Consider the following 25,343-nt stretch of genomic DNA (forward strand, 5'->3'; position numbering starts at 1 on the left):
CAGTCTGTGCAGCTCACCCCACCCCGTACACCCGCTTCGCGTTTCCTGCCGAGATCAGCCCCGCCACCCGCTGCGCGTCGGCCAGTGCCCAGGCGCCCTCGGCCACCCAGGCACCGAGCACCCGGGCGAGCGCCTCGCGGAAGAGACACGCGCCGACCACATGGAGTTCGGGCAGTCCATGGGCGCCGCTGGAGAAGAGCAGCTTCCCGAAGGGGGCGAGTTCCAGGATCTCCGAGAGCACGGCCGCCGCGCGGGCCCCGGTACGCACCAGCGCCGCGCCCAGGTCGGCGTACACGTGCGGGAACACTCCCGCGAGGTGCGCCGCGTGCCGGTGGTACGGGTAGCCGTGCAGCAGCACCAGGTCGGTGCCGAGTCCTGCCGTGGCGCGGGCGAAGTCGCTCAGGAGGACGGGGTCGGTGCGGTCGATGCGCAGTCCTGGTTCGCTCAGACCGGCGTGGAGCTGGAGCGGCAGGCCGGAGGCGACCGCGATCCACAGCAGGTGTCTGAGCAGGACCGGATCGCTCAGCGCGCCGCCCACCCGGCGGCCCGCCAGCCACCGGCCGGCGGCGCCCCGCACGTCCCCGGGCCCGGGCGGTTCGGGCGCGAGCGCCAGTCCGTGCCGTACCCCCGCCACCGAGGTGAAGGCCACGGCGTTCGCGGCCGCCCCGTGCACCGACTCGGCGAGGTTGGCTAGGAACGACTCGACGGTGCCGGAGGTGTCGGCGACCTGCTCGGCCAGCAGTTCGAGGCGGACGATCTCATGGGCGCCTGCGGCTCCCGCGGACGCCATCTCGTCGGGTCCCGTGAGGTCGCCGGGCAGTCCGGTGTCGACCAGGTACGTCGTGATGCCGCTCCCCCGCAGCAGCTTGCGTCCCGCCTCCAGGACGCCCAGCTCCCGGCGCCGGGCCAGATAGCGGGCGGGCGGGCAGTGCGGTTCGAGGCCCAGCAGAGGGGGGCACCAGCGGCGTACGGCGAAACCGGTCTGCGTGTCGAAGAACGTGGTGCCTGCGGCGGGCAGCCCTTCGCCCCTGGCGAGGTGGGCCTCGAAGGTGCCGAGGCCCAGCTCCGTCCGCAGCACGCCGTGGCAGTACTGGTCGACCAGCGACGGCGTTTCGATCATCCGGACCTCCCCACGCTCTGGCTCCGCCTCTTGCGGGCTTAACGGGTGAGGCGGGTGGTCGGGTGCGGGTGGGTCGTGGCCGGTCGCGCCCACACGGCGGGGCCGCACAGGTCACCGCCGCGCGCCCCTAATCAGGCTTGTTGCTGGGGCCGCCCACCTGGATGCCCGCCATGCGGGTCCACTCGTACGGGCCGGTCCTGACCTTGTTCGCGAACTCGCCGTCGAAGTCCTCGTGGAGGGTGATGCCGGAGCGCTTCACGGCTTCCTCGGCGAGGGCGTAGCTCGGGGCCACGAGGTCGCCCCATTCACCGTCCTCGCCCACGAGGACGATGCGGGCACCCATCTGCCCGAGATACGCGATCTGCCCCTCGGCGCCGCCGTGGGCCTGCGCGAAGGAGGAGATCTGCGAAGCGAGCCTGCCCACACGCCGCCCGCTCTTGCCACCACCGTCAACCTGCTGAGTATCTGCCATACCCAAATGCTACCGACGGGTAGCCCTATAAGAGGTCCTGGGACCCCTTTAGGGGCGCGAGGACCTGCGCAACCGCCTAGGGGCGCGAGGAACTGCAGAACCTTTCAGGGACACGGGGGCTGCCCAACCGCCTAGGGGCGCGGGGAACTGCGCAATCCTTGAGGGGCGCGGGGAACTGCGCGACCAGCCCCCACCGGCGGTCAGCCGACAACGAACCTCAGCCACCCCAAGCAGAATCCAGACGCCACGTCAGCGAAGGAACGGATCCACCGCAACCGCCACGAACAGCAGCGAGACATACGTGATCGACCAGTGGAACAACCGCATCTCCTTGAGCTTCGCCCCCACGGCCCCCCCCTTGGCCCGAGACTGCAACCCGTGCGCCTCCCACAGCCAGAACCCACCGGTCACCAGCGCCACGACGGTGTAGAACCACCCCGTGTACCCCAGCGGAGTCAGCAGCAGGGACACGATCACCATGGCCCAGCTGTAGAGGACGATCTGCCGCGCGACAACCTTGTTGGAGGCGACGACCGGCAGCATCGGCACACCCACGCGCGCGTAGTCCTCCTTCACCTTCATGGACAGCGGCCAGTAGTGCGGCGGCGTCCAGAAGAACATGACCAGGAAGAGGATGACCGGCGCCCACGACATGGAGTCGGTGACGGCGGACCAGCCGATGAGGACGGGCAGACAGCCGGCGATACCGCCCCACACGATGTTCTGCGACGTACGCCGTTTGAGGATCATCGTGTAGACGACGACGTAGAAGAGCAGGGCTCCCAGCGACAGCCAGGCGGACAGCCAGTTGACGGTCAGACCGAACAGAAGGGTGGAGCCCACGGCGAGCGTGATGCCGAAGGCGAGGCACTCACGGGGGCTCACCATGCCGGTGACCAGCGGGCGCTGCGCCGTACGTTCCATGAGCGCGTCGATGTCGCGGTCGATGTACATGTTCAGCGCGTTGGCACCGCCGGCGGAGAGATATCCGCCGAGGCAGGTGAGGAGCACCAGCTGCAGATCGGGCACACCTTGTTCCGCGAGGAACATCACCGGGACCGTGGTGATCAGCAGCAGTTCGATGATCCGCGGCTTGGTGAGGGCGATGAACGCCTTGACCCGGGCCCCGAACGGCCGGTCGCTCGTACCCCGGCTCGTCCCACCGGCTTCCCCCGTGGCCCTGCGGGCACGGGGGGTGCCCCCACCCGCTGGACGGGATTCAACGGCCGTCACGCACACCCCTGACAGAGACATCCCAGCGAGCCCCGAGTGTGAACTCCCGGTAAAGGCTCGCGCGTACCACGCCACTGTAGACGTTGCCCAGACCCCGGCCTCGACGGGGGTCCGCTCGTGTCGAAGGGGCCCGCGCAGGACTGATCGGCCGGGGATTGAGCAGTCGGATGAGCGGCTCCGTATTCACTTGCCGGATACGGAACGCGCCGGTCGGGAGGCAGAAGAGGGGAAGTCCCGGCAGTCTGGAACGACTCGAAAAAATGCGCGTTGCCACGGGGGTAGGCTCGACAGCGAGCCGGTGGGCGCCGCGTGCACCGGCATTCGACATGTGCAACATGTGGAGAGGAGCCCTGACCCAGGGTGAGCACCAAGCCGACCACAACAGACCTCGAGTGGACCGAACTGGATCAGCGGGCCGTCGACACCGCCCGCGTCCTGGCCGCCGACGCCGTACAGAAGGTCGGGAACGGCCATCCGGGTACGGCGATGAGTCTGGCACCCGCCGCGTACACCCTCTTCCAGAAGGTGATGCGGCACGACCCGGCGGACCCCGAATGGACCGGCCGCGACCGCTTCGTGCTGTCCGCGGGCCACTCGTCCCTGACCCTCTACACCCAGCTGTACCTGGCCGGCTTCGGTCTGGAGCTGGACGACCTGAAGTCGTTCAGGACGTGGCGCTCGAAGACCCCGGGGCACCCCGAGTACGGGCACACCCGCGGCGTGGAGACGACGACCGGGCCGCTCGGCCAGGGTGTCGCCAACGCGGTGGGCATGGCGATGGCCGCCCGCTACGAGCGCGGTCTCTTCGACCCCGAGGCCGCCCCCGGCACCTCCCCGTTCGACCACTTCATCTACGCGATCGCCGGTGACGGCTGCCTCCAGGAGGGCATCTCCGCCGAGGCGTCCTCGATGGCCGGGCACCAGAAGCTCGGCAACCTCGTCCTGCTGTGGGACGACAACCACATCTCGATCGAGGGCGACACCGAGACCGCGGTGTCCGAGGACACGGTCAAGCGGTACGAGGCGTACGGCTGGCACGTGCAGCGCGTGGAGCCGCAGGAGAACGGCGACCTCGACCCGGCCGCCCTGTTCGCGGCGATCGAGGCCGCGAAGGCGGTCACGGACAAGCCGTCGTTCATCGCGATGCGCTCGATCATCGCCTGGCCCGCCCCGAACGCGCAGAACACCGAGGCCGCGCACGGCTCGGCGCTCGGCGACGACGAGGTCGCGGCCACCAAGCGCGTCCTCGGCTTCGACCCGGAGAAGACCTTCGAGGTCGCCGACGAGGTGCTGGCGCACGCGCGCCAGGCGCTCGACCGGGGCCGCGAGGCGAAGGCCGAGTGGGAGAAGGGCTTCGCCGAGTGGCGGACCGCCAACCCGGAGCGCGCCGCCGAGTTCGACCGCGTCGCCGCGGGCGAGCTGCCGGCCGGCTGGGAGGAGAAGCTCCCGGTCTTCGAGACGGGCAAGGGCGTCGCCACCCGTGCCGCGTCCGGCAAGGTGCTCCAGGCCCTCGGCGCGGTCATCCCCGAGCTGTGGGGCGGCTCGGCCGACCTCGCGGGCTCGAACAACACGACGATCGACAAGACGTCGTCGTTCCTCCCGGCGGACAACCCGCTGGCGGAGGCGGAACCGTACGGCCGCACGATCCACTTCGGCATCCGCGAGCACTCCATGGCCGCGGAGATGAACGGCATCGCGCTGCACGGCAACACCCGTATCTACGCCGGCACCTTCCTGGTGTTCTCCGACTACATGCGCAACGCCGTCCGCCTCTCCGCGCTGATGCACCTGCCGGTGACGTACGTGTGGACGCACGACTCCATCGGCCTCGGCGAGGACGGCCCCACCCACCAGCCGGTCGAGCACCTGGCCTCGCTGCGCGCCATCCCCGGGCTGAACGTCGTGCGCCCGGCCGACGCCAACGAGACCGCGCTCGCGTGGCGCGAGATCCTGCGCCGCTACACCAAGGTCTTCGGCAAGGGCGCCCCGCACGGTCTCGCGCTGACGCGTCAGGGCGTGCCGACGTACGCGGCCAACGAGGACGCGGCCAAGGGCGCCTATGTGCTCTTCGAGGCCGAGGGGTCCGACGGGCGGGGCGCGGAGCCCGAGGTCATCCTCATGGCCACCGGTTCCGAGGTGCATGTGGCCGTCGAGGCGCGTGAGCGGCTCCAGGAGGCCGGCACCCCGACCCGGGTCGTGTCCGTGCCGTGTGTGGAGTGGTTCGACGAGCAGGACCAGGGGTACCGGGACTCGGTGCTCCCCCCGTCCGTCAAGGCGCGTGTCGCGGTCGAGGCCGGTATCGGTCTGACCTGGCACCGTTTCGTCGGGGACGCGGGCCGCATCGTTTCCCTGGAGCACTTCGGTGCTTCGGCGGACGGCAAGGTCCTCTTCCAGGAGTTCGGTTTCACTGCCGAGAACGTCGCGGACGTGGCCCGGGAATCGATCGCCGCAGCCCAGCGCTGACGCTGACATACGACACGTAGGAGATGCATTTTCCATGACAGACGCACTGAAGCGCCTCTCCGAGGAAGGCGTGGCGATCTGGCTGGACGACCTGTCGCGCAAGCGGATCACGTCCGGCAACCTCGCTGAACTGATCGACCAGCAGCACGTCGTGGGCGTCACCACCAACCCGTCGATCTTCCAGAAGGCGATCTCGCAGGGCGACGGCTACGACCAGCAGCTGTCGGACCTCGCCGCCCGCGGGGTCAGCGTCGAAGAGGCCATCCGCATGATCACGACGGCGGACGTCCGTGACGCCGCCGACATCCTGCGGCCGGTCTTCGACGCGACGCAGGGCCAGGACGGGCGGGTCTCGATCGAGGTCGACCCGCGGCTGGCGCACAACACCAAGTCGACCGTCGCCGAGGCCAAGCAGCTCGCCTGGCTCGTCGACCGGCCGAACACGCTCATCAAGATCCCGGCGACGGAGGCCGGCCTGCCCGCGATCACCGAGACGATCGCGCGGGGCATCAGCGTCAACGTCACGCTGATCTTCTCGCTGGAGCGCTACCGCAAGGTCATGGACGCGTACCTGGAGGGTCTGGAGAAGGCGCAGGCCGCCGGCCTCGACCTCTCCACGATCCACTCCGTGGCGTCCTTCTTCGTGTCCCGCGTGGACACCGAGATCGACAAGCGGCTCGACGCGCTGGGCACCGACGAGGCCAAGGCCGCCCGCGGCAAGGTCGGCCTCGCCAACGCGCGGCTCGCCTACCAGGCGTACGAGGAGGTCTTCTCCTCGGACCGCTGGGCCGCCCTGGACAAGGCGCAGGCCAACAAGCAGCGTCCGCTGTGGGCCTCGACCGGCGTCAAGGACCCGGCCTACAAGGACACCCTGTACGTCGACGACCTGGTCGCGCCGAACACGGTGAACACCATGCCGGAGGCGACCCTGTTCGCCGCCGAGGACCACGGCAGCATCACCGGCAACACCATCGCCGGTACGTACGAGCAGGCCCGCGCCGAGATCGACGCGGTCGAGAAGCTCGGGATCTCGTACGACGAAGTGGTCCAGCTCCTGGAGGACGAGGGCGTCGAGAAGTTCGAGGGCGCCTGGAACGACCTGCTCAAGTCGACCGAGGCGGAGCTCCAGCGCCTCGCCCCCTCGGAGGGCTGAAATCTTGTCAAGCAGCAATCCGCTGCGTGACCCGGCGGACCGACGGCTCCCGCGTATCGCGGGGCCGTCGGGCCTCGTCATCTTCGGGGTCACGGGCGATTTGTCCCGTAAAAAGCTCATGCCTGCTGTTTATGACCTTGCCAACCGCGGCCTGCTGCCGCCGGGCTTCTCCCTCGTCGGCTTCGCGCGCCGCGAGTGGGCGAACGAGGACTTCGCCCAGGAGGTCCACGACGCCGTCAAGGAACACGCCCGTACGCCGTTCCGTGAGGAGGTCTGGCAGCAGCTCATCCAGGGGATGCGCTTCGTCCAGGGCACCTTCGACGACGACGACGCGTTCGAGCGGCTGCGCGACACGATCGGGGAGCTGGACAAGGCACAGGGCACGGGCGGCAACTTCGCCTTCTACCTCTCCGTCCCGCCGTCCGCGTTCCCCGTGGTCATCCGGCAGCTGAAGAAGCACGGCCTCGCCGACCAGACGGGCGGCTCCTGGCGCCGCGCGGTCATCGAGAAGCCCTTCGGCCACGACCTCAGGTCGGCCGAGGACCTCAACACCACCGTCGAAGAGGTCTTCGCCCCGGACCAGGTCTTCCGCATCGACCACTACCTGGGCAAGGAGACGGTCCAGAACATCCTGGCGCTGCGGTTCGCCAACCAGATGTTCGAGCCGATCTGGAACCGGTCGTACGTCGACCACGTACAGATCACCATGGCCGAGGACATCGGCATCGGCGGACGCGCCGGCTACTACGACGGCATCGGCGCCGCCCGTGACGTCATCCAGAACCACCTGCTCCAGCTGATGGCCCTCACGGCCATGGAGGAGCCCGCCTCCTTCGACGCGGACGCGCTCGCCGCCGAGAAGACCAAGGTGCTCGGCGCGGTGAAGCTGCCCCGGGACCTGGGCGCGAACACCGTCCGCGGTCAGTACGCCGAGGGCTGGCAGGGCGGCGAGAAGGCCGTCGGCTACCTCCAGGAGGACGGCATCGACCCCCGGTCGAAGACCGACACCTACGCGGCGATCAAGGTCGAGGTGGACAACCGCCGCTGGGCGGGCGTCCCCTTCTACCTCCGGACCGGCAAGCGCCTCGGCCGCAGGGTCACCGAGATCGCCGTCGTCTTCCAGCGTGCCCCGCACTCCCCCTTCGACCACACGGCGACGGAGGAGCTGGGCCAGAACGCGATCGTCTTCCGCGTCCAGCCCGACGAGGGCATCACGGTCCGCTTCGGCTCCAAGGTGCCCGGCACCTCCATGGAGATCCGGGACGTCTCGATGGACTTCGCGTACGGCGAGTCGTTCACCGAGTCCAGCCCCGAGGCGTACGAGCGGCTCATCCTCGACGTCCTGCTGGGTGACTCGAACCTCTTCCCGCGCACCGAGGAGGTCGAGCTGTCCTGGAAGATCCTCGACCCGATCGAGGAGTACTGGGACAAGCACGGCAAGCCCGCGCAGTACCCGTCGGGCACCTGGGGGCCCGTCGAGGCCGACGAGATGCTCGAGCGAGACGGACGGAGCTGGCGTCGGCCATGAAGACAGATCTCACGGACACCACGGCCAGCAAGATCAACAAGGCGCTCGTGCAGGCCCGCCGGGCGATCGGCACGCCTGCCGTCGGCATGGTCCTCACCCTCGTCATCGTGACCGACGAGGAGAACGCCTACGACGCCCTGAAGGCCGCCAACGACGCCTCGCGCGAGCACCCCTCGCGCACCCTCGTCGTCATCAAGCGCGTCTCGCGCTCGCCCCGCGACCGCACGAAGTCGCGGCTGGACGCCGAGGTCCGGGTCGGCGCGGACGCCGGCGCCGGTGAGACGGTCGTCCTGCGGCTGTACGGCGAGGTGTCGGACCACGCCCAGTCGGTCGTCCTGCCGCTGCTGCTGCCGGACGCGCCGGTCGTCGTCTGGTGGTCGGTGGACGCGCCCCGCGACCCGGCGGGCGATCCGCTGGGCGCCCTGGGCCAGCGCCGGGTCACCGACAGCTACGCCTCGGAGAAGCCCGTCGAGGAGCTGAAGGCCCGCGCCGAGAGCTACGAGCCGGGCGACACCGACCTGGCGTGGGCGCGGATCACTCCGTGGCGTTCGATGCTGGCCGCCGCGCTCGACCAGGTCGACTGCGAGGTCGTCTCCGTCGAGGTGGCGGGCGAGGAGGCGAACCCCAGCGTCGAACTGCTCGCCATGTGGCTCGCCGACCGCCTGCACGTGCACGTACGGCGTGCGGTCTCCGCCGGTCCCGGCCTGACCCAGGTACGCCTGGAGACGACCGGCGGCCCCATCACCCTGCACCGGTCGGACGGGGCGATGGCGACGCTGGCGCTGCCCGGCCAGCCGGACCGGGTGGTGGCGCTCAAGCGCCGCGAGACGTCCGAGCTGCTCGCGGAGGAGCTGCGCAGGCTCGACCCGGACGACACGTACGCGTCCGCACTGCGGTTCGGGGTGGACCGGCTGGGCGGCATACAGTCGGCGTCGCAGCGGGCCGAGTCGGCCTGGACCCCGGGGGAGCTGCCGGTCCGGCCGGTGCCGGACCCGCCGGCCGGGAAGTCCGCGCCGGCGTCTCCGTCCGCCTCCGTGTCGACCGCCGCCTCCGCCTCCCCGGCGGGCGACGGTGACGCCTCGCGGCCCACTCCCGCCCAGATGCCCCCGGTCAAGAAGGCGGACCCGCAGTGAGCACTCCTCAGCTGGTCGTCCACCGCGACAAGGAGCTGATGGCCCAGGCCGCCGCGGCCCGGCTCATCACGAAGGTCGTGGACGCGCAGGCTTCGCGCGGTCACGCCTCCGTCGTGCTGACCGGTGGCCGCAACGGCAACGGCCTGCTGGCGGCGCTCGCGGCGGCCCCCGCGCGGGACGCCGTCGACTGGGGCCGGCTGGACCTGTGGTGGGGCGACGAGCGGTTCCTGCCCGAGGGCGACCCCGAGCGCAACGTCACCCAGGCCCGGGAGGCGCTGCTCGACTCGGTGCCGCTGGATCCGAAGCGCGTGCACGCCATGCCCGCGGCGGACGGCCCCTGGGGGCCGGACGCGGACGCGGCGGCGGAAGCCTACGCGGCCGAGCTCGCCGAGGCCGCCGGGCCGGAGAACCACGGCCCGGTCCCGTCCTTCGACGTACTGCTGCTGGGCGTCGGGCCGGACACGCATGTGGCCTCGCTGTTCCCGGAGCTTCCCGCCGTCCGTGAGACCGAGCGGACCGTGGTCGGCGTGCACGGTGCGCCGAAGCCGCCGCCGAAGCGGGTCACGCTCACGCTGCCCGCGATCCGGGCGGCGCGTGAGGTGTGGTTGCTCGCGGCGGGTGAGGACAAGGCGCAGGCCGTGGCGATCGCCCTGTCGGGTGCGGGGGAGATCCAGGCTCCGGCGGCGGGGGCCCAGGGCCGGTCCCGCACGCTGTGGCTGCTGGACGCGGCAGCCGCGTCCCAGCTCCCCCGCGCACTGTACCCCCCGGCCTCACCCTGACGGACTGCAAGACCGCGCAGTTCCCCGCGCCCCCGGACGGGGGCGCGGGGAACTGCGCGAACGACCCCCACCGGCCCGCACCCGAAAACAGAAGCCGGGGCGCAGCCCCGCTTTTTAAGGGGCGCGGGGAACTGCGCGGCCGGCCCCCACCGGCCCGCAGGCAGGGTGCCGGCCGCCACGACTAGCCGCGCCCGCGACCCCGCCCGCGCAACTCCCGGTACGTGGCCACGAGCGCGGTGGTGGACTCGTCGAGGCCAGGAACGTCGGCGCCCTCGGTGAGGGCGGGTTCGACGCGCTTGGCGAGGACCTTGCCGAGCTCGACGCCCCACTGGTCGAAGGAGTCGATGTTCCAGACCGCGCCCTGCACGAACACCTTGTGCTCGTAGAGGGCGATCAGCTGGCCGAGGACCGACGGAGTCAGCTCCCGCGCGAGGATCGTGGTCGTCGGATGGTTGCCCTTGAACGTCTTGTGCGGCACCAGCTCCTCGGGCACCCCCTCCGCCCGTACCTCGTCCGGCGTCTTGCCGAAGGCCAGCGCCTGCGTCTGGGCGAAGAAGTTGGCCATCAGCAGGTCGTGCTGGGCCTTGAGCCCCTCGCTGAGCTCGGCGACCGGCTCGGCGAAGCCGATGAAGTCCGCCGGGATCACCTTCGTGCCCTGGTGGATGAGCTGGTAGTAGGCGTGCTGCCCGTTGGTGCCGGGCGTGCCCCACACCACCGGTCCCGTCTGCCACTCCACCGGGTTCCCGTCGCGGTCCACGGACTTGCCGTTGGACTCCATGTCCAGCTGCTGCAGGTACGCCGTGAACTTGGACAGGTAGTGCGAGTACGGCAGCACCGCGTGCGACTGCGCGTCGTGGAAGTTGCCGTACCAGACGCCCAACAGGCCCAGCAGCAACGGCACGTTCGACTCGGCGGGCGCGGTCCTGAAGTGCTCGTCGACGAGGTGGAAGCCGTCGAGCATCTCCCGGAAGCGGTCCGGGCCGATCGCGAGCATCAGCGACAGGCCGATCGCGGAGTCGTACGAGTAACGTCCGCCGACCCAGTCCCAGAACTCGAACATGTTGGCCGTGTCGATACCGAAGTCGGCGACCTTCTCCGCGTTCGTCGACAGGGCCACGAAGTGCTTGGCGACGGCTTCCTGACCGGCCTTCAGCTCGGTCAGCAGCCAGTCGCGCGCCGAGGTCGCGTTGGTGATCGTCTCGATGGTCGTGAACGTCTTCGACGCGATGACGAACAGCGTCTCGGCCGGGTCCAGGTCCCGCACGGCCTCGTGCAGGTCGGCCCCGTCCACGTTCGACACGAAGCGGACCGTCAGGTCCCGGTCGGTGAAGGACCGCAGCACCTCGTACGCCATCGCCGGGCCCAGGTCGGAGCCGCCGATGCCGATGTTGACCACGTTCGTGATGCGCCGGCCGGTGTGCCCGGTCCACTCGCCCGAGCGGACGCGCTCGGAGAACTCGGACATCTTGTCGAGGACCGCGTGCACCGCCGGTACGACGTTCTCGCCGTCGACCTCGATCACCGCGTCGCGCGGGGCGCGCAGCGCGGTGTGCAGCACCGCCCGGTCCTCGGTCGTGTTGATCTTCTCGCCGCCGAACAGGGCGTCCCGCAGGCCGAACACGTCCGTCGCCGCGGCCAGCTCACGCAGCAACCGCAGGGTCTCGTCGGTGACCAGGTGCTTGGAGTAGTCGACATGCAGGTCGCCGACCTGGAGCGTGTATGCGGTGCCGCGTCCCGGGTGCTGGCGGAACAGGTCGCGCAGGTGCGCCCCGGCCTGTTCCTCCCGGTGCTCGGCCAGAGCGGCCCACTCGGGTGTCTGGTCGAGCCTGGTACGTCCTTGTGCGTTCATCTCGGACTTCCGCCTCTTTCCTGCCTGTGCTGCGTACCTTGCCCCGCTGCCGGTCCCAACCTAATTGATCAGGGGACGACGTGAGCTGTCGTCCTGCCGTCATCCGGTCCGACAACGGATACGTCCGGTACGAGCGGCGGGTGTCAGCACGACGACGGAGAAGGTGTGCGGACGCGGGCGTACGAGAAATACGCCAGCGGAGGGCGCGCTCGCGCAGGACACAGCGACCGGGCACCTTTCGGTGTCCGGCCGGAGTCAACTCCTAAATCTCGCCCCGCAGTTTGGCGAGCGCCTCGGCGAGGATCGCCTCGCCGTCCGCGTCACTGCGCCGCTCCCGTACGTACGCGAGGTGCGTCTTGTACGGCTCGGTGCGCGGTGGGTCCGGGGGGTTGTCCCGGTCCTGTCCGGCGGGGAAGCCGCAGCGCGGGCAGTCCCAGGTGTCGGGGACCTGCGCGTCGCTGGCGAAGCTGGGCTGCGTCTCGTGCCCGTTGGAGCACCAGAAGGAGATGCGCAGCCGGGGCGCGGACTCGCCACGCTCGGCCTCGCCCATCGGCCCCGCCCCGACCCGGCTTCCTCGGATCGCGTTGCCACTTGCCACGGTCGTAACTCCCTGCGTGATGGTGCCGCGAAGCGAGTCGGCGTGACGCTTCGCTGCGGGCGCCTCAGTCTACGTAAGGCCCAACGCGCGTCCAGTGAGAGGAGTTACACCTCCGCGCTCAGACGCAAGCCCCATGATAGGCCGCGCCTGCGGGCGCGTACCGGACATGGGGCCTTACGTGCGGAATGTGCTTGCGGAATGTGCGGTTGTGCTGCTTGACCGGTGCCGGGCCGGTGGTCAGTTGTTGACCTTCATCAGGATGCCCAGCACCACGATGCACGCGAACCACAGCAGGCCGACCACCACGGTGATGCGGTCGAGGTTGCGCTCGGCGACCGAGGAACCGCCGACGGACGACTGCATGCCGCCGCCGAACATGTCGGACAGGCCGCCGCCCTTCCCCTTGTGCATCAGCACCAGCAGCATCAGCAACAGGCTGAAGACGATCAGGGCGATCGAGAACCCCATAACCACGGCTGGACCAACTTCCTAGGACTTGGACGGACGACGGGGGCCGGCGCTTCGGGTACGAAGCGGCCCGGCCCCCGCAAGGGTACGACGTAACGCCGCTACGGCATACTCGCAGCTTGGCGGTTCACTTCCGGCGGGCGCGGCCTACTGGTCGCGGAACCGGACGATCTTGACGAACTCGTCGGCGTCCAGCGAGGCGCCGCCGACCAGGGCGCCGTCGATGTCGGGCTTCGCCATGATCTCCGCGACGTTGCCGGACTTCACCGAGCCGCCGTACTGGATGCGGACGGCGTCGGCCACTTCCTGCGAGTACAGCTCGGCGAGCTTGCCGCGGATCGCCGCGCAGACCTCCTGGGCGTCGTCGGCGCCGCAGACCTTGCCGGTGCCGATGGCCCAGACCGGCTCGTACGCGATGACGATCGACCCGGCCTGCTCGGCGGGGACGTCCTTGAGGCCGCCCTCGACCTGGCTCAGCGTGTGCGTGACGTGGTCGCCCGCTTCGCGGACCTCCAGTTCCTCGCCGACGCACAGGATCGGCGTGAGGCCGTGCTTGTACGCGGCCTTCACCTTGGTGTTGACGATCTCGTCGGTCTCGGCGTGGTACTGGCGGCGCTCGGAGTGGCCGATGGCCACGTACGTGCACTTGAGCTTGGCCAGCATCGAGCCGGAGATCTCGCCGGTGTAGGCGCCGGAGTCGTGCGCCGAGATGTCCTGGGCGCCATACTTGATCTTGAGTTTGTCGCCGTCGACCAGAGTCTGTACCGAGCGCAGGTCCGTGAAGGGCGGCAGGACCGCGACCTCACAGGCGTCGTAGTCCTTGTCGGCCAGGGCGAAGGCGAGCTTCTGGACATGGGCGATGGCCTCGAGGTGGTTGAGGTTCATCTTCCAGTTGCCCGCCATCAGCGGCGTGCGAGTGGTCATACGGGGTCAGTCCTCCAGTGCGGCGAGACCGGGGAGCGTCTTGCCCTCGAGGTATTCGAGGGAGGCGCCGCCACCGGTGGAGATGTGGCCGAATGCGTTCTCGTCGAAGCCCAGGATGCGCACGGCGGCGGCGGAGTCGCCGCCGCCGACGACCGTGAAGGCCCGGGAGTCGAGCAGGGCCTGGGCGATCGCCCGGGTGCCCTCGGCGTAGTCGGGGTGCTCGAAGACGCCCATCGGACCGTTCCAGAAGACGGTGGCCGCGTCGGCGAGCTTCGAGGCGTACAGGGCGCCGGTCTCCGGGCCGATGTCCAGGCCCATCCGGTCGCCGGGGATGGCGTCCGCGGCGACCGTGGCCGGATCGGACGGCGCCTTGGTTTTGAGGTCGGGGAACTCGGCCGCGACCACCACGTCGACGGGGACGACCAGCTCGACGCCGTTCTTCTCGGCGCGCTCGACGTACTCGGTGACGGCCGCCAGCTGGTCCTCCTGGACCAGGGAGGCACCGATCTCGTACCCCTTGGCCTTGAGGAAGGTGAAGGCCATGCCGCCGCCGATGAGCAGCTTGTCGGCCTTGTCTAGCAGTTCGTCGATGACGGCGAGCTTGTCGGAGACCTTGGAGCCGCCGAGGGCGACCACGTACGGGCGCTCGACCTTCTCGGTGAGCTTCTCCAGGACGCCGACCTCGGTGGCGATGAGGTGGCCCGCGTAGTGCGGCAACCGCGCCGGGAGGTCGAAGACCGAGGCGTGCTTGCGGTGCACCGCGCCGAAACCGTCGCCCACGTAGACATCGGCCAGGGCCGCGAGCCGGTCGGCGAACTCGCCGCGCTCGGTGTCGTCCTTGGACGTCTCGCCGGCGTTGAAGCGCAGGTTCTCGATGACGGCGACCTGGCCGGGCTGCAGGCCGTCCACGGCGTCGTGGGCGGCGGGGCCGACGGTGTCCTGCGCGAACGCGACAGGCGCGTCGAGGAGTTCACCGAGCCGCTCGGCGGCGGGCAGCAGCGAGAAGGCGGGGTCCGGGGCGCCCTTGGGGCGTCCCAGGTGCGAGGCGACGATCACCTTGGCACCGGCCTCGGCGAGGGCCTTGACGGTCGGCAGGACGGCGCGGATGCGGCCGTCGTCGGTGATGCGGCCGTCGGCGAGCGGCACGTTCAGGTCGGCGCGCACGAAGACCCGCTTGCCGTCGACGCCGTCGGCGAGAAGTTCGTCGATCGTCTTCATCAGTGGACTCCTAGGGAGAGCTCTTGTGTCCGAGAGAGGGCTGATCGCTCAGCACGTGCCACAGGGCCCGGGGTGCGCGGCGGTGCGCTGCCCGGGCCCTGTGCTCATACGAGGTGCCTTGCTTCTTGGACCTAGAGCTGGTCGCCGACGAAGACCGTGAGGTCGACGAGGCGGTTGGAGTAGCCCCACTCGTTGTCGTACCAGCCGAGGATCTTCACCGACGTGCCCTCCTGGACCATGGTCAGGGAGGAGTCGAAGGTGCAGGAGGACGGGTCGCCGACGATGTCCGAGGAGACGATCGGGTCCTCGGTGTAGGTCAGGAAGCCCTTGAGGTCGCCGTCGTCGGCGGCCTTCTTGAACGCGGCGTTGACCTCGTCCTTGGTGACCTCGCGCTGCAGCGTCACGACCAGGTCGGTGGCCGAGCCGGTCGGGACCGGGACGCGCATCGCGATGCCGTCGAGCTTGCCCTTGAGCTGCGGGAGGACCAGCGCGGTGGCCTTGGCGGCACCCGTGGTGGTCGGGATGATGTTCTCGGCGGCGGCGCGGGCGCGGCGCAGGTCCGAGTGCGGGAAGTCCAGGATCCGCTGGTCGTTCGTGTACGCGTGGACCGTCGTCATCAGGCCCTTGACGATGCCGAAGTTCTCGTCGAGGACCTTGACCATCGGCGCCACACAGTTGGTGGTGCAGGAGGCGTTCGAGATGACGTGGTGGTTGGCCGCGTCGTACTTGTCCTGGTTGACGCCCATCACGATCGTGATGTCCTCGTCCTTGGCCGGAGCCGAGATGAGGACCTTCTTGGCGCCACCGGCGATGTGCTTCTCGGCGTCGGCCTTCTTGGTGAAGATACCGGTCGACTCGATCACGATGTCGACGCCCAGGTCACCCCACGGGATGTCCGCGGGGTTGCGCTCCGACAGCACCTTGATGGTGTGCCCGTCGACAGTGATCGTGTCGGCGGTGTGCGACACCTCGGCCTTGAGACGGCCCAGGATGGTGTCGTACTTGAGCAGATGAGCGGTGGTCGCGGTGTCACCCAGGTCGTTGACAGCCACGATCTCGATGTCTGCACCCTGCTCCAGCAGCGCGCGGAAGTAGTTACGACCGATGCGGCCAAAGCCGTTGATGCCTACGCGGATCGTCACGAACCGATCTCCTCGTTAGGTACGCCGGCTGTGTACGCCGGCGAGTTGTATGGGATGTCCCCGACCGCCTACGACCCTACCTCCCTGAGGCTCCCGGGGTGACATCGAGATGCCCCTATACACGGCAGGGCGGTCCGTACCCGCCAGTAGGGGTACGGACCGCCCGGAGCAGGTTGCCCCTTTCGGCCGTGTCAGCCGCGCAGGGCGGCCAGTGCCTTGCCGAGCAGTGCCGTGCGGTCGGCCGCCGAGGTGACGTGCTCCAGGCCGAAGCCGAACAGCACGGTGTCACGGGTGGTGACCGCGCCGTACGTCTTGAAGAGCTCCCCGGACAGACCCCAGTCGCTGACGACCGCGGGGCTGCCGGCGGGCGGCCCGGGGACCTTCCAGGCGCCGAGCGACGTCTCGAAGCCGTCGGCCGGGCCCGCCGTGCCGCCGGTCACGACGGAGGCGTTGTCGGCGAGGACCCCGCGTCCGCCGGAGCCCGGGTCACTGATGTAGCTCAGTGACACCTCGACCGTCTTCCCGGCGTACGCGGACAGGTCGAACTCGACCTGCTGCCAGCCGTCGGAGGCCCCGGTGAGGCTGTTCCACGCTCCGCTCGTGCCGGTGGGGGCGCAGCCGCCCGCGCCGGGGGTGAGGTAGCGCCTGAGGGCGGGGTGGGCCTGGACGAAGTAGCCGGCCTCGCACTCGGCGGGAACGGCGGTGCTGGTGGCGCCGCCCTTCTCCGGGAGCGTGGTCCAGTCGTCGGCCCCGGCCGTGTGCGCCTCCAGCACCGCGTGGTCGTAGCCGTCCTCGGTGTCCCACAGCAGCTGGGTGCGCAGGGCGGGCGCGTCGGCCGCGCTCACCCCGGTGAGGTCGATGGTGCGGGTGAGGCGGTTCCAGGCGTAGTCGGAGTGGGTGACGGCCGCCATGGACGCGCCCTCGTACGGGCCGTACGGGTTGACGGTGCCCGGGTAGGCGCCGGCTCCCGCGCTCGCGAACTGCGGGTACTTCTCCACGGGCAGGGTGTCCGAGGTGACGCTGTAGGCACCCGCCGCGTTCAGCGGGTTGCCGGGCGTGTCGCCGAGCGGTCCCGCGGCGCCCGCGAGCTTGCCCGAGCCGGTGAAGGCCGTGGCGCCCGGAGTGTTCGTACGGGAGTAGGCGCCCAGGTAGTACTGGCTGAAGTCGTTCGTCAGGGCGCCCGGCAGCGCGACCTGCCCGCCCGCCTGCTCGCCCGCCTCGATCAGCTTGCCGCCCTCGTTGAGGTAGGCGCGCAGCTGGAGCTGGGTGGTGTAGCCGGGGCGGTCGGCGCCGGTGTAGTGGACGACGGTCCGGAAGTGGCCGAGGACGCCGAGCGCGTCGGGCGCGCCCTGGGTGGTGACGTCCCAGACGAGGGCCCTGCGGCCGTTGGCCCGCAGCGCGTCGACGTACGTCTGGGCCTTCGTCGCCGCGGCGCCCTCCTCGGCGACGACCAGCGTGTCGGCGCGGGGCCGTTCGGCGATCGTGTACGTGAAGTGCTTGCTGGAGGTGGGCTTCCCGCCGCGGGTCTCGCCGGTGAACCAGACCTCCACCTTGTCGCCGGGCTCGCCGTCCCGGACCTCGGCGCGGTACTCGTCGAAGTAGAGGTTGTCCTCGCCGCCGAAGGTCTCGCCGCCCTTCCAGGGCCGGAGCGCCCGGTCCCGGGTACGGCCGTCGTTGACGCGGTACCGGAGTTCCTTGTCGCGTACGGACTTGCGGGCGACCACGGAGATCTCCTGGTCGGCGCCGCGGGAGTACGAGGTCGTGAAGGGGGCCGGGGTGAAGTCGGGGGCGTCGATGCCGACCGGGGACTTCGGCCGGTCGGGCCTGGCCGCCGCCTCGCCGACGGCGAGCGCGAAGGGGATGTTCTTGGCGAACTCCTGCTGGATCAACTTCTCGTCGTCCGGGAAGGTGAAGACCGACGCGCAGTCGGCGGCGTTCCAGGCGTCGTTCGGGTCGAGGTTCGACACGGTCTGGCAGGTCGACATCTCGGGGGTGAACATCGCCGTGCCGTTGACGTTGGACGCGTGTCCGTCGGCCTCGCCGTTGGTCGTGTAGAGCTCGGAGGAGACCTGCGGGCGGTAGCCGGGGATCGCCGGGTTCTCGGGGGTGCCGGCGAGGGACTTGTAGAGCACGTCGTCCGGGCTCGGGGTCGCCACCTGCCAGCCGACCCCGTAGAGGATCAGTTCGGCGGCGGAGTGGTAGTTGATGCCGTAGTCGAAGCCGATGCGCTTCTGGAAGGCGTCGATCGCCTTGGTCTCCGGCTCGGAGCCGGGGCTCGCGCCGCGGTAGGTCTGGCTGGTCGGGTACGGGGACGAGCCCTCGTCGTCGTAGCCCCACTTGTAGGCGAAGTTCCGGTTGAGGTCGACGCCGTCGCCGGTCGTCAGGGCTCCGTCGCCGTTGACGTCACGGAGGTTCTTGCGCCACTGGCGGTCCCCTTCCGCCTTGAACGTCCAGTCGTAGCCGTCGGGGTTGGCGGACAGCACGAACCACAGCTCGGTGGAGTCCACGAGCCTGGTGACGCGCCGGTCCTTGCCGTAGTTGTCCAGGTAGTGGTGCAGCAGGCGCCGGGTCATCTCCGGCGTGATCCACTCACGGGCGTGCTGGTTGGACATGTACAGCACGGAGGGCTTGGCGCCGTCCTTGGTCTTCTTGGCGCCCTTGGTGAGCTTGACCGCCAGGATGTCCTGACCCTGGATGGTCTTGCCGATGGAGACGACCTTCGTCAGGGACGGGTTCTGCTGTCCCGTCCTGAGGATCTCCTCCCGGAGGTTGCCCGGGCCGCTGTACGGGCGGTAGACGCCGTCCCCCGCGGCCGCCACGCGCGCGCGTGCCTTCGCCGAGAGCTTGTGCTCGGCGAGGTCGACGCCCTTGTCCTCCAACTGCTCGGCCTGCTTGTCGGTGAGGTAGACCTCGACCGTGGCCGTGCCCTTCTGCGGTACGTGTTCGCCCAGTTCGTGACTGTCCTGGCCCGCCGCCAGGAGCAGGGGTACCTGTTCCTTGGTGACGTCCGCGCGGAACACCTTGACCTCGTCCGCGCCCGGGTCGGTCGCGGCTCCGGGTTCCGCCTGCGCCATGGGTGCGACGGCCACTCCGCCGAGCAGGAGTGCGCCGGCAGCGAGGATCGATCTCGCTCTTCGTCTCATGAACCCCCCTTGCGGTTGTCCGCCACGGCGGCGAACAGATGCCAGGCTCATGACACTTCATGGTCAAGTCAAGGGGGTGTCTGCGACGGCCCGACACCCACTGGCTAGCCCAAATGGGCCTGCGGGGGGATGTGTTGGGGGCGGTGCGGGTGCATGTGCGGGTGCGGGTCGGCGGGGGTTGCTCGCGCAGTTCCCCGCGCCCCTTGGGTGGGTGGGGGTGCCTGCGGGTGGTCAGGTGGGCGGAGCGATGACATCCCGCTCAACCCCGGCCCACCCAGGGGCGCGGGGAACTGCGCGAGCAACCCAAAACGACCCGCACCCGACAACCCGCAGGCACCCCCACCCACCCAGGGGCGCGGGGAACTGCGCGCTCGGCCCGGAACGACCCGCACCCGACAATTCACACGAGCCCCACCCACCCCAAGGGAGGTCAGCCCACCAGGTTGTCCGCCAGGTCGTCGCTGAGGTTGGACTCCGTGCCCGGGATCCCGAGATCCTGCGCCCGCTTGTCGGCCATCGCGAGAAGCCGCCGGATACGCCCCGCGACCGCGTCCTTGGTGAGGGGCGGCTCGGCGAGCGCACCCAGCTCCTCCAGAGACGCCTGCTTGTGCTCCATCCGCAGCCGCCCCGCGGCGGCGAGATGCTCCGGGACATCGTCCGCGAGAATCTCCAGCGCCCGCTGCACCCGCGCCCCGGCGGCCACCGCGGCCCGGGCCGACCGCCGCAGATTGGCATCGTCGAAGTTGGCGAGCCGGTTCGCGGTGGCGCGCACCTCACGCCGCATCCGCCGCTCCTCCCACGCCAGCACGGACTCGTGCGCTCCGAGCCGCGTCAGCAGCGCACCGATGGCGTCTCCGTCCCGGACGACCACCCGGTCCACCCCGCGCACCTCACGTGCCTTCGCGGCGATCGACAGCCGCCGGGCGGCGCCCACCAGCGCGAGCGCGGCCTCGGGCCCCGGGCAGGTCACCTCCAGCGACGACGAACGCCCCGGCTCGGTGAGGGAGCCGTGCGCCAGGAACGCCCCGCGCCAGGCCGCCTCCGCGTCGCAGGTGGCCCCCGAGACCACCTGCGGCGGCAGACCCCGGATCGGGCGGCCCCGGCCGTCCACGAGCCCGGTCTGGCGGGCCAGCTGGTCACCGCCAGCGACGACCCGGACGACGTAACGGGAGCCGCGGCGCAGACCACCGGGCGCCATCACGATCAGCTCGGAACTGTGGCCGAAGATCTCCAGAATGTCCCGCTTCAGCCGTCGTGCCGCCATCGCGGTGTCCAGCTCCGCCTCGATCACGATGCGGCCGCTCACCAGGTGAAGGCCGCCCGCGAACCGCAGGATGGCGGAGACCTCCGCCTTTCTGCAGCAGGTCCGGGTGACGGGAAGCCGGGAGATCTCGTCCTTCACCGCTGCCGTCATCGCCATGGGCCGATCCTTCCATGCATCCGAAAAATACGGTCGTACGCGGCGGCCAACAGCTCCGGATCGTGCCTAGGAGTCCCGTCGGTCCTGGCCACCGGCGCCAGCTCGACCGCCGCGCCGAACCGCTTGGCGGCGTCGGCGAGTATCTCGCGGTCGGGCACGGCGGCCTCGTCGGCCAACACCACGTCCAGGGCGAGTTTAGGGGCGTGTCGTCCCAAAACCTCCAAATGACGCTGCGGGGAGAAGCCTTCTGTTTCTCCGGGCTGCGGAGCGAGGTTCAGCGGGAGGACCCGGCGTGCCTTCGTCTCGGTGAGGGCGTCCAGCAGCTCGGGCACGAGCAGATGGGGGATCACCGAGGAGAACCAGGAGCCGGGGCCGAGGACCACCCAGTCCGCGTCGAGGACCGCGGCGACCGCCTCGGGCACGGCCGGCGGGTCGTGCGGCACGAGGTGCACGGACTGCACCTCACCGGGCGTGAGAGCCACCGTGGCCTGCCCCCGCACGGTGTCGATCTCCTCGGGCCGCTCCGGATCATGCCCCTTGACGAGGGCCTGCAGCTCCAGGGGTACGGCGGACATCGGCAGCACCCTCCCGTGCGCGCCCAGCAGTCTGCCGACCAGGTCGAGGGCCTGGACGTGGTCGCCGAGCTGCTCCCACAGGGCGACGATCAGCAGGTTGCCGACCGCGTGCTCGTGCAGATCGCCCTGGGACTGGAAGCGGTGCTGGATGACGCGGGCCCAGGTCTGGCCCCAGTCGTCGTCGCCGCACAGCGCGGCCAGGGCCTTGCGCAGGTCGCCGGGCGGCAGGACGCCCAGCTCGTCGCGCAGACGGCCGCTGGAGCCGCCGTCGTCGGCGACCGTCACGACCGCCGTCAGGTCGCCGGTGATGCGGCGCAGGGCGGCGAGCGAGGCGGACAGCCCCATGCCCCCGCCCAGCGCGACGACCTTGGGCTGGGCACCGCGGCGGCGGGGCTTGGCGCCGCGGGCCTCAACGGGCTTGCCGCCGCGCCCTTCGACACCGGCCCGCCGCAGCCGGTCCAGCCGCAGAGAACGTCCCGTCATTCGCGGCCCATGTCCCGGTGGACGACGACCGTCTCCACTCCCTCGGACACCAGACGGGCGGCGAGCTTCTCCGACATGGCGACGGAGCGGTGCTTGCCGCCGGTGCAGCCGACCGCGATGGTCACGTAGCGCTTGCCCTCACGGCGGTAGCCCGTCTGGACGAGGCGCAGCAGTTCGGCGTACCGGTCGAGGAACTCCTTGGCGCCGGGCTGGTTGAAGACGTACGCGGCCACCTCCTCGTTGAGGCCGGTGTACTGGCGCAGCTCCGGGACCCAGTGCGGGTTGGGCAGGAACCGCATGTCCACGACGAGGTCGGCGTCGACCGGCAGCCCGTACTTGAAGCCGAAGGACATGACGGTGGCCCGCAGCTCGGGCTCCTCCTCCCCGGCGAACTGGGCGTCCATCTTGGCGCGCAGCTCGTGCACGTTCAGGCTGGAGGTGTCGATCACCAGGTCGGCGTCGCCGCGCAGCTCGCGCAGCAGTTCGCGCTCGGCGGCGATGCCGTCGACGATGCGGCCGTCGCCCTGGAGGGGATGCGGCCGGCGCACCGACTCGAAGCGGCGCACCAGGGCGTCGTCGGAGGACTCCAGGAAGACGATCCGCCGGGTGACGTGCTTGGTCGCCAGGTCGGCGAGGGACTCGCGGAGGTTGTCGAAGAAGCGGCGGCCGCGGACGTCGACGACGACCGCGATCCTGGCCACGTTCCCCTGCGAGCGGGCGCCGAGCTCCACCATGGTGGGGATCAGCGCGGGTGGCAGGTTGTCGACGACGAACCAGCCGAGGTCCTCCAGACATTTGGCGGCGGTGGACCGGCCCGCGCCCGACATCCCGGAGATGATGACCAGCTCCGGGATGGCCGTCTCGGGGACGCCGGTCGTCTCGATGATCGTGCCCGTGTTCACTTCCGCTCCGTCTTCCCGCGCCGGTCCACCGGCCGTGCCGACCGTGTCGGCCGTGTCGGCCGTGTCACGTGTGTCTGCCGCACCGGCCGCCGCCGTCCGTTCCGGGTGATCCTCGCGTGCTTCCCTGTGCGCCGCCCCGGTCCCGGCCGTGCGCGGTGCCCCGCCGGTGGCCGCGCGCGGTTCCCCGGCGTCCGGCGTGCGCCGCGCCGCCGGTTCTTCCTGCTCGTGTCCAGTCATCTTTCCTGCCCCCGTCGCTCGTCCGAGGCGCCCGCGGACACGGGCTCCCCTGCGACACCCGCCGTCGTTTCGGGCGCCGCGTCCTCCACGTGATCCTCGTCTTCCATGATCTCTCCGGTCGCGGTGTTCACGGCGGGAGCCGCCGGGGCGGCCTGGGCGAAGGCCACGGCGATCGCCTCGGCCGTCTTGCGGCCTATGCCGGGAACCTCGCAGATCTGGTCGATTGTCGCGGATCGCAGCTTTTTCACCGAACCGAAATGTTTGATCAATGTCTGCTTGCGCGTCTCGCCGAGGCCCGGCACGTCGTCGAGCGGGCTCGCCCGGAAGCGCCGGGCCCGCTTGGCGCGCTGGTAGGTGATCGCGAAGCGGTGCGCCTCGTCGCGCACCCGCTGAAGAAGATAGAGCCCTTCACTGGTACGTGGCAGTACCACCGGATCGTCGTCGCCGGGCAGCCAGACCTCTTCGAGGCGCTTGGCGAGGCCGCAGACGGCGATGTCGTCGATGCCCAGCTCGTCCAGGGCCCGCTGGGCGGCCGCGACCTGCGGCTTGCCGCCGTCGACGACGACGAGCTGCGGCGGGTACGCGAAGCGCTTGGGCCGCCCGTCCTCCTCGGTGAGAGCGGCCTCGCCGTCGGCCCACTCGCCGGTCTTCTCCTTCTCGCCGAGGTACCGCCTGAAGCGGCGGGTGATCACCTCGTGCATGGACCGGACGTCGTCCTGGCCCTCGAAGCCCTTGATCTGGAAGCGGCGGTACTCGCTCTTGCGGCTCAGCCCGTCCTCGAAGACGACCATCGACGCCACGACGTCGTCGCCCTGGAGGTGCGAGATGTCGTAGCACTCGATCCGCAGGGGGGCGCTGTCCAGGCCGAGGGCCTCGGCGATCTCCTCCAGCGCGCGGGAGCGGGTCGTCAGGTCGGAGGCGCGCTTGGTCTTGTGGAGGGCGAGCGAGTGCAGGGCGTTGCGCTCGACCGTCTCCATGAGGGCCTTCTTGTCGCCGCGCTGCGGGATCCGGAGCGACACGTTCGAGCCGCGGCGCCCGGTGAGCCACTGCTGGACGGGCTCCAGGGGGTCGGGCAGCGCCGGGACGAGCACCTCCTTCGGTACGGAGTCGCCGGTCTCCTCCCCGTACAGCTGCTGGAGCGCGTGCTCGACCAGGTCTCCCGTGGTGACGGCCTCGACCTTGTCGGTCACCCAGCCGCGCTGGCCGCGCACCCGGCCACCGCGTACGTGGAAGATCTGCACGGCCGCTTCGAGCTCGTCCTCGGCGAGGGCGATCAGGTCGGCGTCCGTCGCGTCGGCGAGCACGACGGCGCTCTTCTCCATGGCCTTCCTGAGGGCCCCGATGTCGTCGCGCAGGCGGCCGGCGCGTTCGTACTCCATGTCCTCGGCGGCGTCCGCCATCTGCCGCTCCAGGCGGCGGATGTACGTGCCCGTGCGGCCGGTCATGAAGTCGCTGAACTCCTCGGCCAGTTCGCGGTGCTCCTCGGCCGAGACGCGCCCGACGCAGGGCGCGGAGCACTTGCCGATGTACCCGAGGAGACAGGGGCGGCCCGTCCGCTCGGCGTTGCGGAACACGCCCGCCGAGCACGTCCGTACGGGGAAGACCCGCAGGAGGAGGTCCACGGTGTCGCGGATGGCCCACGCGTGCCCGTACGGGCCGAAGTAGCGCACGCCCTTCTTCTTGTGGCCGCGCATCACCTGCACCCGCGGGAACTGTTCGTTCATGGTGACCGCGAGGTACGGGTAGCTCTTGTCGTCGCGGTACTTCACGTTGAACCGCGGATCGAACTCCTTGATCCAGGAGTACTCCAGCTGGAGCGCCTCGACCTCCGTGGACACCACCGTCCACTCCACCGACGCGGCCGTGGTGACCATCGTGCGCGTACGCGGGTGGAGGTTGGAGAGGTCCTGGAAGTAGCTGGCCAGGCGCTGGCGCAGGCTCTTCGCCTTCCCGACGTAGATCACCCGGCGGTGCTCGTCGCGGAATCTGTAGACCCCTGGCGAGTCGGGAATCTGTCCCGGCTTGGGGCGGTAGCTGGAGGGGTCGGCCATGTCTCACACCCTACTGGCGGGGTGTGACAGCGCGGCGGCCCGCCGGTGACCGGGGGCGGTGGAGGCGGTCTCGGCGGTTAGGGACCACCGGGCGCCTTCCGGGGGACCTCCGGGATTCCTCCGTGGATGCTCCGGTGTTCTTCGAGGGGTTCCAGCGTTTCTCGAGGGTGCCCCACAGGGGCTTCCCCGCTGTCCTGCCGCCCGCTCGCGAGCGACGAGGAACGCGCAGGTCAAAAGGGCTGCGGGCCGAACCGGTCGCGACAGTCGGCCGGCCCGTGCCGCACGTCTCGGAGGCACGTCCTGGCGGCCCGCGGACGACGTCGCGCCGGGCGCCGACGGTTACGCGCGTCGGGAGGTGGGCAATTGAGGTGGACCGGAACCCGTTTCGGGGCCGGCCGTGACGACACGAAGACAATTCGGGGCAATGCTCGTACCAGTGCGGATGCAGGTGG

Annotated in this window: 19 protein-coding genes; 5 read left to right on the forward strand and 14 right to left on the reverse strand. The window is 70.4% G+C overall.

Features of this window, described 5'->3' with window-relative positions:
* Positions 1-13 precede the first annotated feature (13 nt).
* The 3 genes from ACFYXC_RS22800 to ACFYXC_RS22810 all read right to left on the reverse strand — a co-directional run bounded on the left by ACFYXC_RS22800 (position 14) and on the right by ACFYXC_RS22810 (position 2,831).
* A complete protein-coding gene (locus tag ACFYXC_RS22800; protein ID WP_389553840.1) occupies positions 14-1,120 on the reverse strand; it encodes an amidohydrolase family protein in 1,107 nt (368 codons plus the stop codon).
* 127 nt (positions 1,121-1,247) lie between these two features.
* The gene (locus tag ACFYXC_RS22805) at positions 1,248-1,592 is read right to left on the reverse strand and encodes a hypothetical protein (RefSeq protein ID WP_389553841.1); all 345 of its coding nucleotides are present in this window, start codon (positions 1,590-1,592) and stop codon (positions 1,248-1,250) included.
* Positions 1,593-1,841: 249 nt separating this feature from the next.
* Positions 1,842-2,831: a heme o synthase gene (locus ACFYXC_RS22810; protein WP_389553945.1), complete on the reverse strand. Its 990-nt coding sequence runs from the start codon at positions 2,829-2,831 to the stop codon at positions 1,842-1,844.
* Between the two features lie 354 nt (positions 2,832-3,185).
* Here ACFYXC_RS22810 and tkt point away from each other — a divergent pair, with 354 nt between their 5' ends.
* The 5 genes from tkt to pgl are packed head-to-tail and all read left to right on the forward strand — an operon-like array spanning position 3,186 to position 9,881.
* Complete coding sequence (tkt, locus tag ACFYXC_RS22815; protein ID WP_389553842.1) at positions 3,186-5,288, forward strand: transketolase; 2,103 nt, start codon at positions 3,186-3,188, stop codon at positions 5,286-5,288.
* Positions 5,289-5,322: 34 nt separating this feature from the next.
* Positions 5,323-6,441, forward strand: a complete 1,119-nt coding sequence (gene tal / locus ACFYXC_RS22820) for a transaldolase (RefSeq protein WP_388915168.1) — start codon at positions 5,323-5,325, stop codon at positions 6,439-6,441.
* Position 6,442: 1 nt separating this feature from the next.
* Complete coding sequence (gene zwf, locus ACFYXC_RS22825; RefSeq protein ID WP_388915598.1) at positions 6,443-7,969, forward strand: glucose-6-phosphate dehydrogenase; 1,527 nt, start codon at positions 6,443-6,445, stop codon at positions 7,967-7,969.
* Entirely contained in the window at positions 7,966-9,102 is a 1,137-nt protein-coding gene (gene opcA / locus ACFYXC_RS22830; RefSeq protein ID WP_388915165.1) for a glucose-6-phosphate dehydrogenase assembly protein OpcA, read from the forward strand. Before zwf ends, opcA begins: the two co-directional genes overlap by 4 nt.
* Positions 9,099-9,881 (forward strand): 6-phosphogluconolactonase, encoded by a 783-nt coding sequence (pgl, locus tag ACFYXC_RS22835; protein WP_388915162.1) that lies wholly within the window; start codon positions 9,099-9,101, stop codon positions 9,879-9,881. The genes opcA and pgl overlap by 4 nt, the downstream gene beginning before the upstream one ends.
* Positions 9,882-10,062: 181 nt before the next feature.
* Here pgl and pgi read toward each other — a convergent pair whose 3' ends face one another.
* From pgi to uvrC, 11 genes are all read right to left on the reverse strand, one after another.
* Positions 10,063-11,730: a glucose-6-phosphate isomerase gene (pgi, locus tag ACFYXC_RS22840; RefSeq protein ID WP_389553843.1), complete on the reverse strand. Its 1,668-nt coding sequence runs from the start codon at positions 11,728-11,730 to the stop codon at positions 10,063-10,065.
* Between the two features lie 262 nt (positions 11,731-11,992).
* The gene (locus ACFYXC_RS22845; RefSeq protein WP_003957010.1) at positions 11,993-12,328 is read right to left on the reverse strand and encodes an RNA polymerase-binding protein RbpA; all 336 of its coding nucleotides are present in this window, start codon (positions 12,326-12,328) and stop codon (positions 11,993-11,995) included.
* A 237-nt stretch (positions 12,329-12,565) separates the two neighbouring features.
* On the reverse strand, positions 12,566-12,796 hold the full coding sequence (gene secG, locus ACFYXC_RS22850) for a preprotein translocase subunit SecG (RefSeq protein ID WP_009300451.1): 231 nt from the start codon (positions 12,794-12,796) through the stop codon (positions 12,566-12,568).
* A 147-nt stretch (positions 12,797-12,943) separates the two neighbouring features.
* Entirely contained in the window at positions 12,944-13,720 is a 777-nt protein-coding gene (gene tpiA / locus ACFYXC_RS22855; RefSeq protein WP_389553844.1) for a triose-phosphate isomerase, read from the reverse strand.
* Between the two features lie 6 nt (positions 13,721-13,726).
* The gene (locus tag ACFYXC_RS22860; protein ID WP_389553845.1) at positions 13,727-14,938 is read right to left on the reverse strand and encodes a phosphoglycerate kinase; all 1,212 of its coding nucleotides are present in this window, start codon (positions 14,936-14,938) and stop codon (positions 13,727-13,729) included.
* A gap of 131 nt (positions 14,939-15,069) precedes the next feature.
* The gene (gene gap / locus ACFYXC_RS22865) at positions 15,070-16,080 is read right to left on the reverse strand and encodes a type I glyceraldehyde-3-phosphate dehydrogenase (RefSeq protein WP_389553846.1); all 1,011 of its coding nucleotides are present in this window, start codon (positions 16,078-16,080) and stop codon (positions 15,070-15,072) included.
* 191 nt (positions 16,081-16,271) lie between these two features.
* Positions 16,272-19,223, reverse strand: a complete 2,952-nt coding sequence (locus tag ACFYXC_RS22870) for a M14 family zinc carboxypeptidase (protein ID WP_389553847.1) — start codon at positions 19,221-19,223, stop codon at positions 16,272-16,274.
* Positions 19,224-19,653: 430 nt separating this feature from the next.
* Complete coding sequence (gene whiA, locus ACFYXC_RS22875) at positions 19,654-20,643, reverse strand: DNA-binding protein WhiA (RefSeq protein ID WP_388915142.1); 990 nt, start codon at positions 20,641-20,643, stop codon at positions 19,654-19,656.
* Positions 20,634-21,701 (reverse strand): uridine diphosphate-N-acetylglucosamine-binding protein YvcK, encoded by a 1,068-nt coding sequence (gene yvcK, locus ACFYXC_RS22880; protein ID WP_388915139.1) that lies wholly within the window; start codon positions 21,699-21,701, stop codon positions 20,634-20,636. Before yvcK ends, whiA begins: the two co-directional genes overlap by 10 nt.
* On the reverse strand, positions 21,698-22,840 hold the full coding sequence (rapZ, locus tag ACFYXC_RS22885) for an RNase adapter RapZ (protein WP_389553848.1): 1,143 nt from the start codon (positions 22,838-22,840) through the stop codon (positions 21,698-21,700). Before rapZ ends, yvcK begins: the two co-directional genes overlap by 4 nt.
* Positions 22,837-24,891, reverse strand: coding sequence for an excinuclease ABC subunit UvrC (gene uvrC, locus ACFYXC_RS22890; protein ID WP_388915133.1), 2,055 nt, complete (start codon positions 24,889-24,891; stop codon positions 22,837-22,839). The genes rapZ and uvrC overlap by 4 nt, the downstream gene beginning before the upstream one ends.
* Between the last annotated feature and the right edge of the window lie 452 nt (positions 24,892-25,343).

Source organism: Streptomyces sp. NPDC002701, from assembly GCF_042889045.1.
Classification (GTDB): Bacteria; Actinomycetota; Actinomycetes; order Streptomycetales; family Streptomycetaceae; genus Streptomyces.

Bases quoted from the DNA above. Each gene is read 5' to 3' on its own strand.
- ACFYXC_RS22805 (WP_389553841.1), bottom strand. From the start codon at position 1,592: ATGGCAGATACTCAGCAGGTTGACGGTGGTGGCAAGAGCGGGCGGCGT.
- tal (WP_388915168.1), top strand. From the start codon at position 5,323: ATGACAGACGCACTGAAGCGCCTCTCCGAGGAAGGCGTGGCGATCTGG.
- yvcK (WP_388915139.1), bottom strand. From the start codon at position 21,701: ATGACGGGACGTTCTCTGCGGCTGGACCGGCTGCGGCGGGCCGGTGTC.
- opcA (WP_388915165.1), top strand. From the start codon at position 7,966: ATGAAGACAGATCTCACGGACACCACGGCCAGCAAGATCAACAAGGCG.
- rapZ (WP_389553848.1), bottom strand. From the start codon at position 22,840: ATGACTGGACACGAGCAGGAAGAACCGGCGGCGCGGCGCACGCCGGAC.
- uvrC (WP_388915133.1), bottom strand. From the start codon at position 24,891: ATGGCCGACCCCTCCAGCTACCGCCCCAAGCCGGGACAGATTCCCGAC.
- ACFYXC_RS22870 (WP_389553847.1), bottom strand. From the start codon at position 19,223: ATGAGACGAAGAGCGAGATCGATCCTCGCTGCCGGCGCACTCCTGCTC.
- secG (WP_009300451.1), bottom strand. From the start codon at position 12,796: ATGGGGTTCTCGATCGCCCTGATCGTCTTCAGCCTGTTGCTGATGCTG.
- tpiA (WP_389553844.1), bottom strand. From the start codon at position 13,720: ATGACCACTCGCACGCCGCTGATGGCGGGCAACTGGAAGATGAACCTC.
- pgi (WP_389553843.1), bottom strand. From the start codon at position 11,730: ATGAACGCACAAGGACGTACCAGGCTCGACCAGACACCCGAGTGGGCC.
- ACFYXC_RS22860 (WP_389553845.1), bottom strand. From the start codon at position 14,938: ATGAAGACGATCGACGAACTTCTCGCCGACGGCGTCGACGGCAAGCGG.
- ACFYXC_RS22800 (WP_389553840.1), bottom strand. From the start codon at position 1,120: ATGATCGAAACGCCGTCGCTGGTCGACCAGTACTGCCACGGCGTGCTG.
- whiA (WP_388915142.1), bottom strand. From the start codon at position 20,643: ATGGCGATGACGGCAGCGGTGAAGGACGAGATCTCCCGGCTTCCCGTC.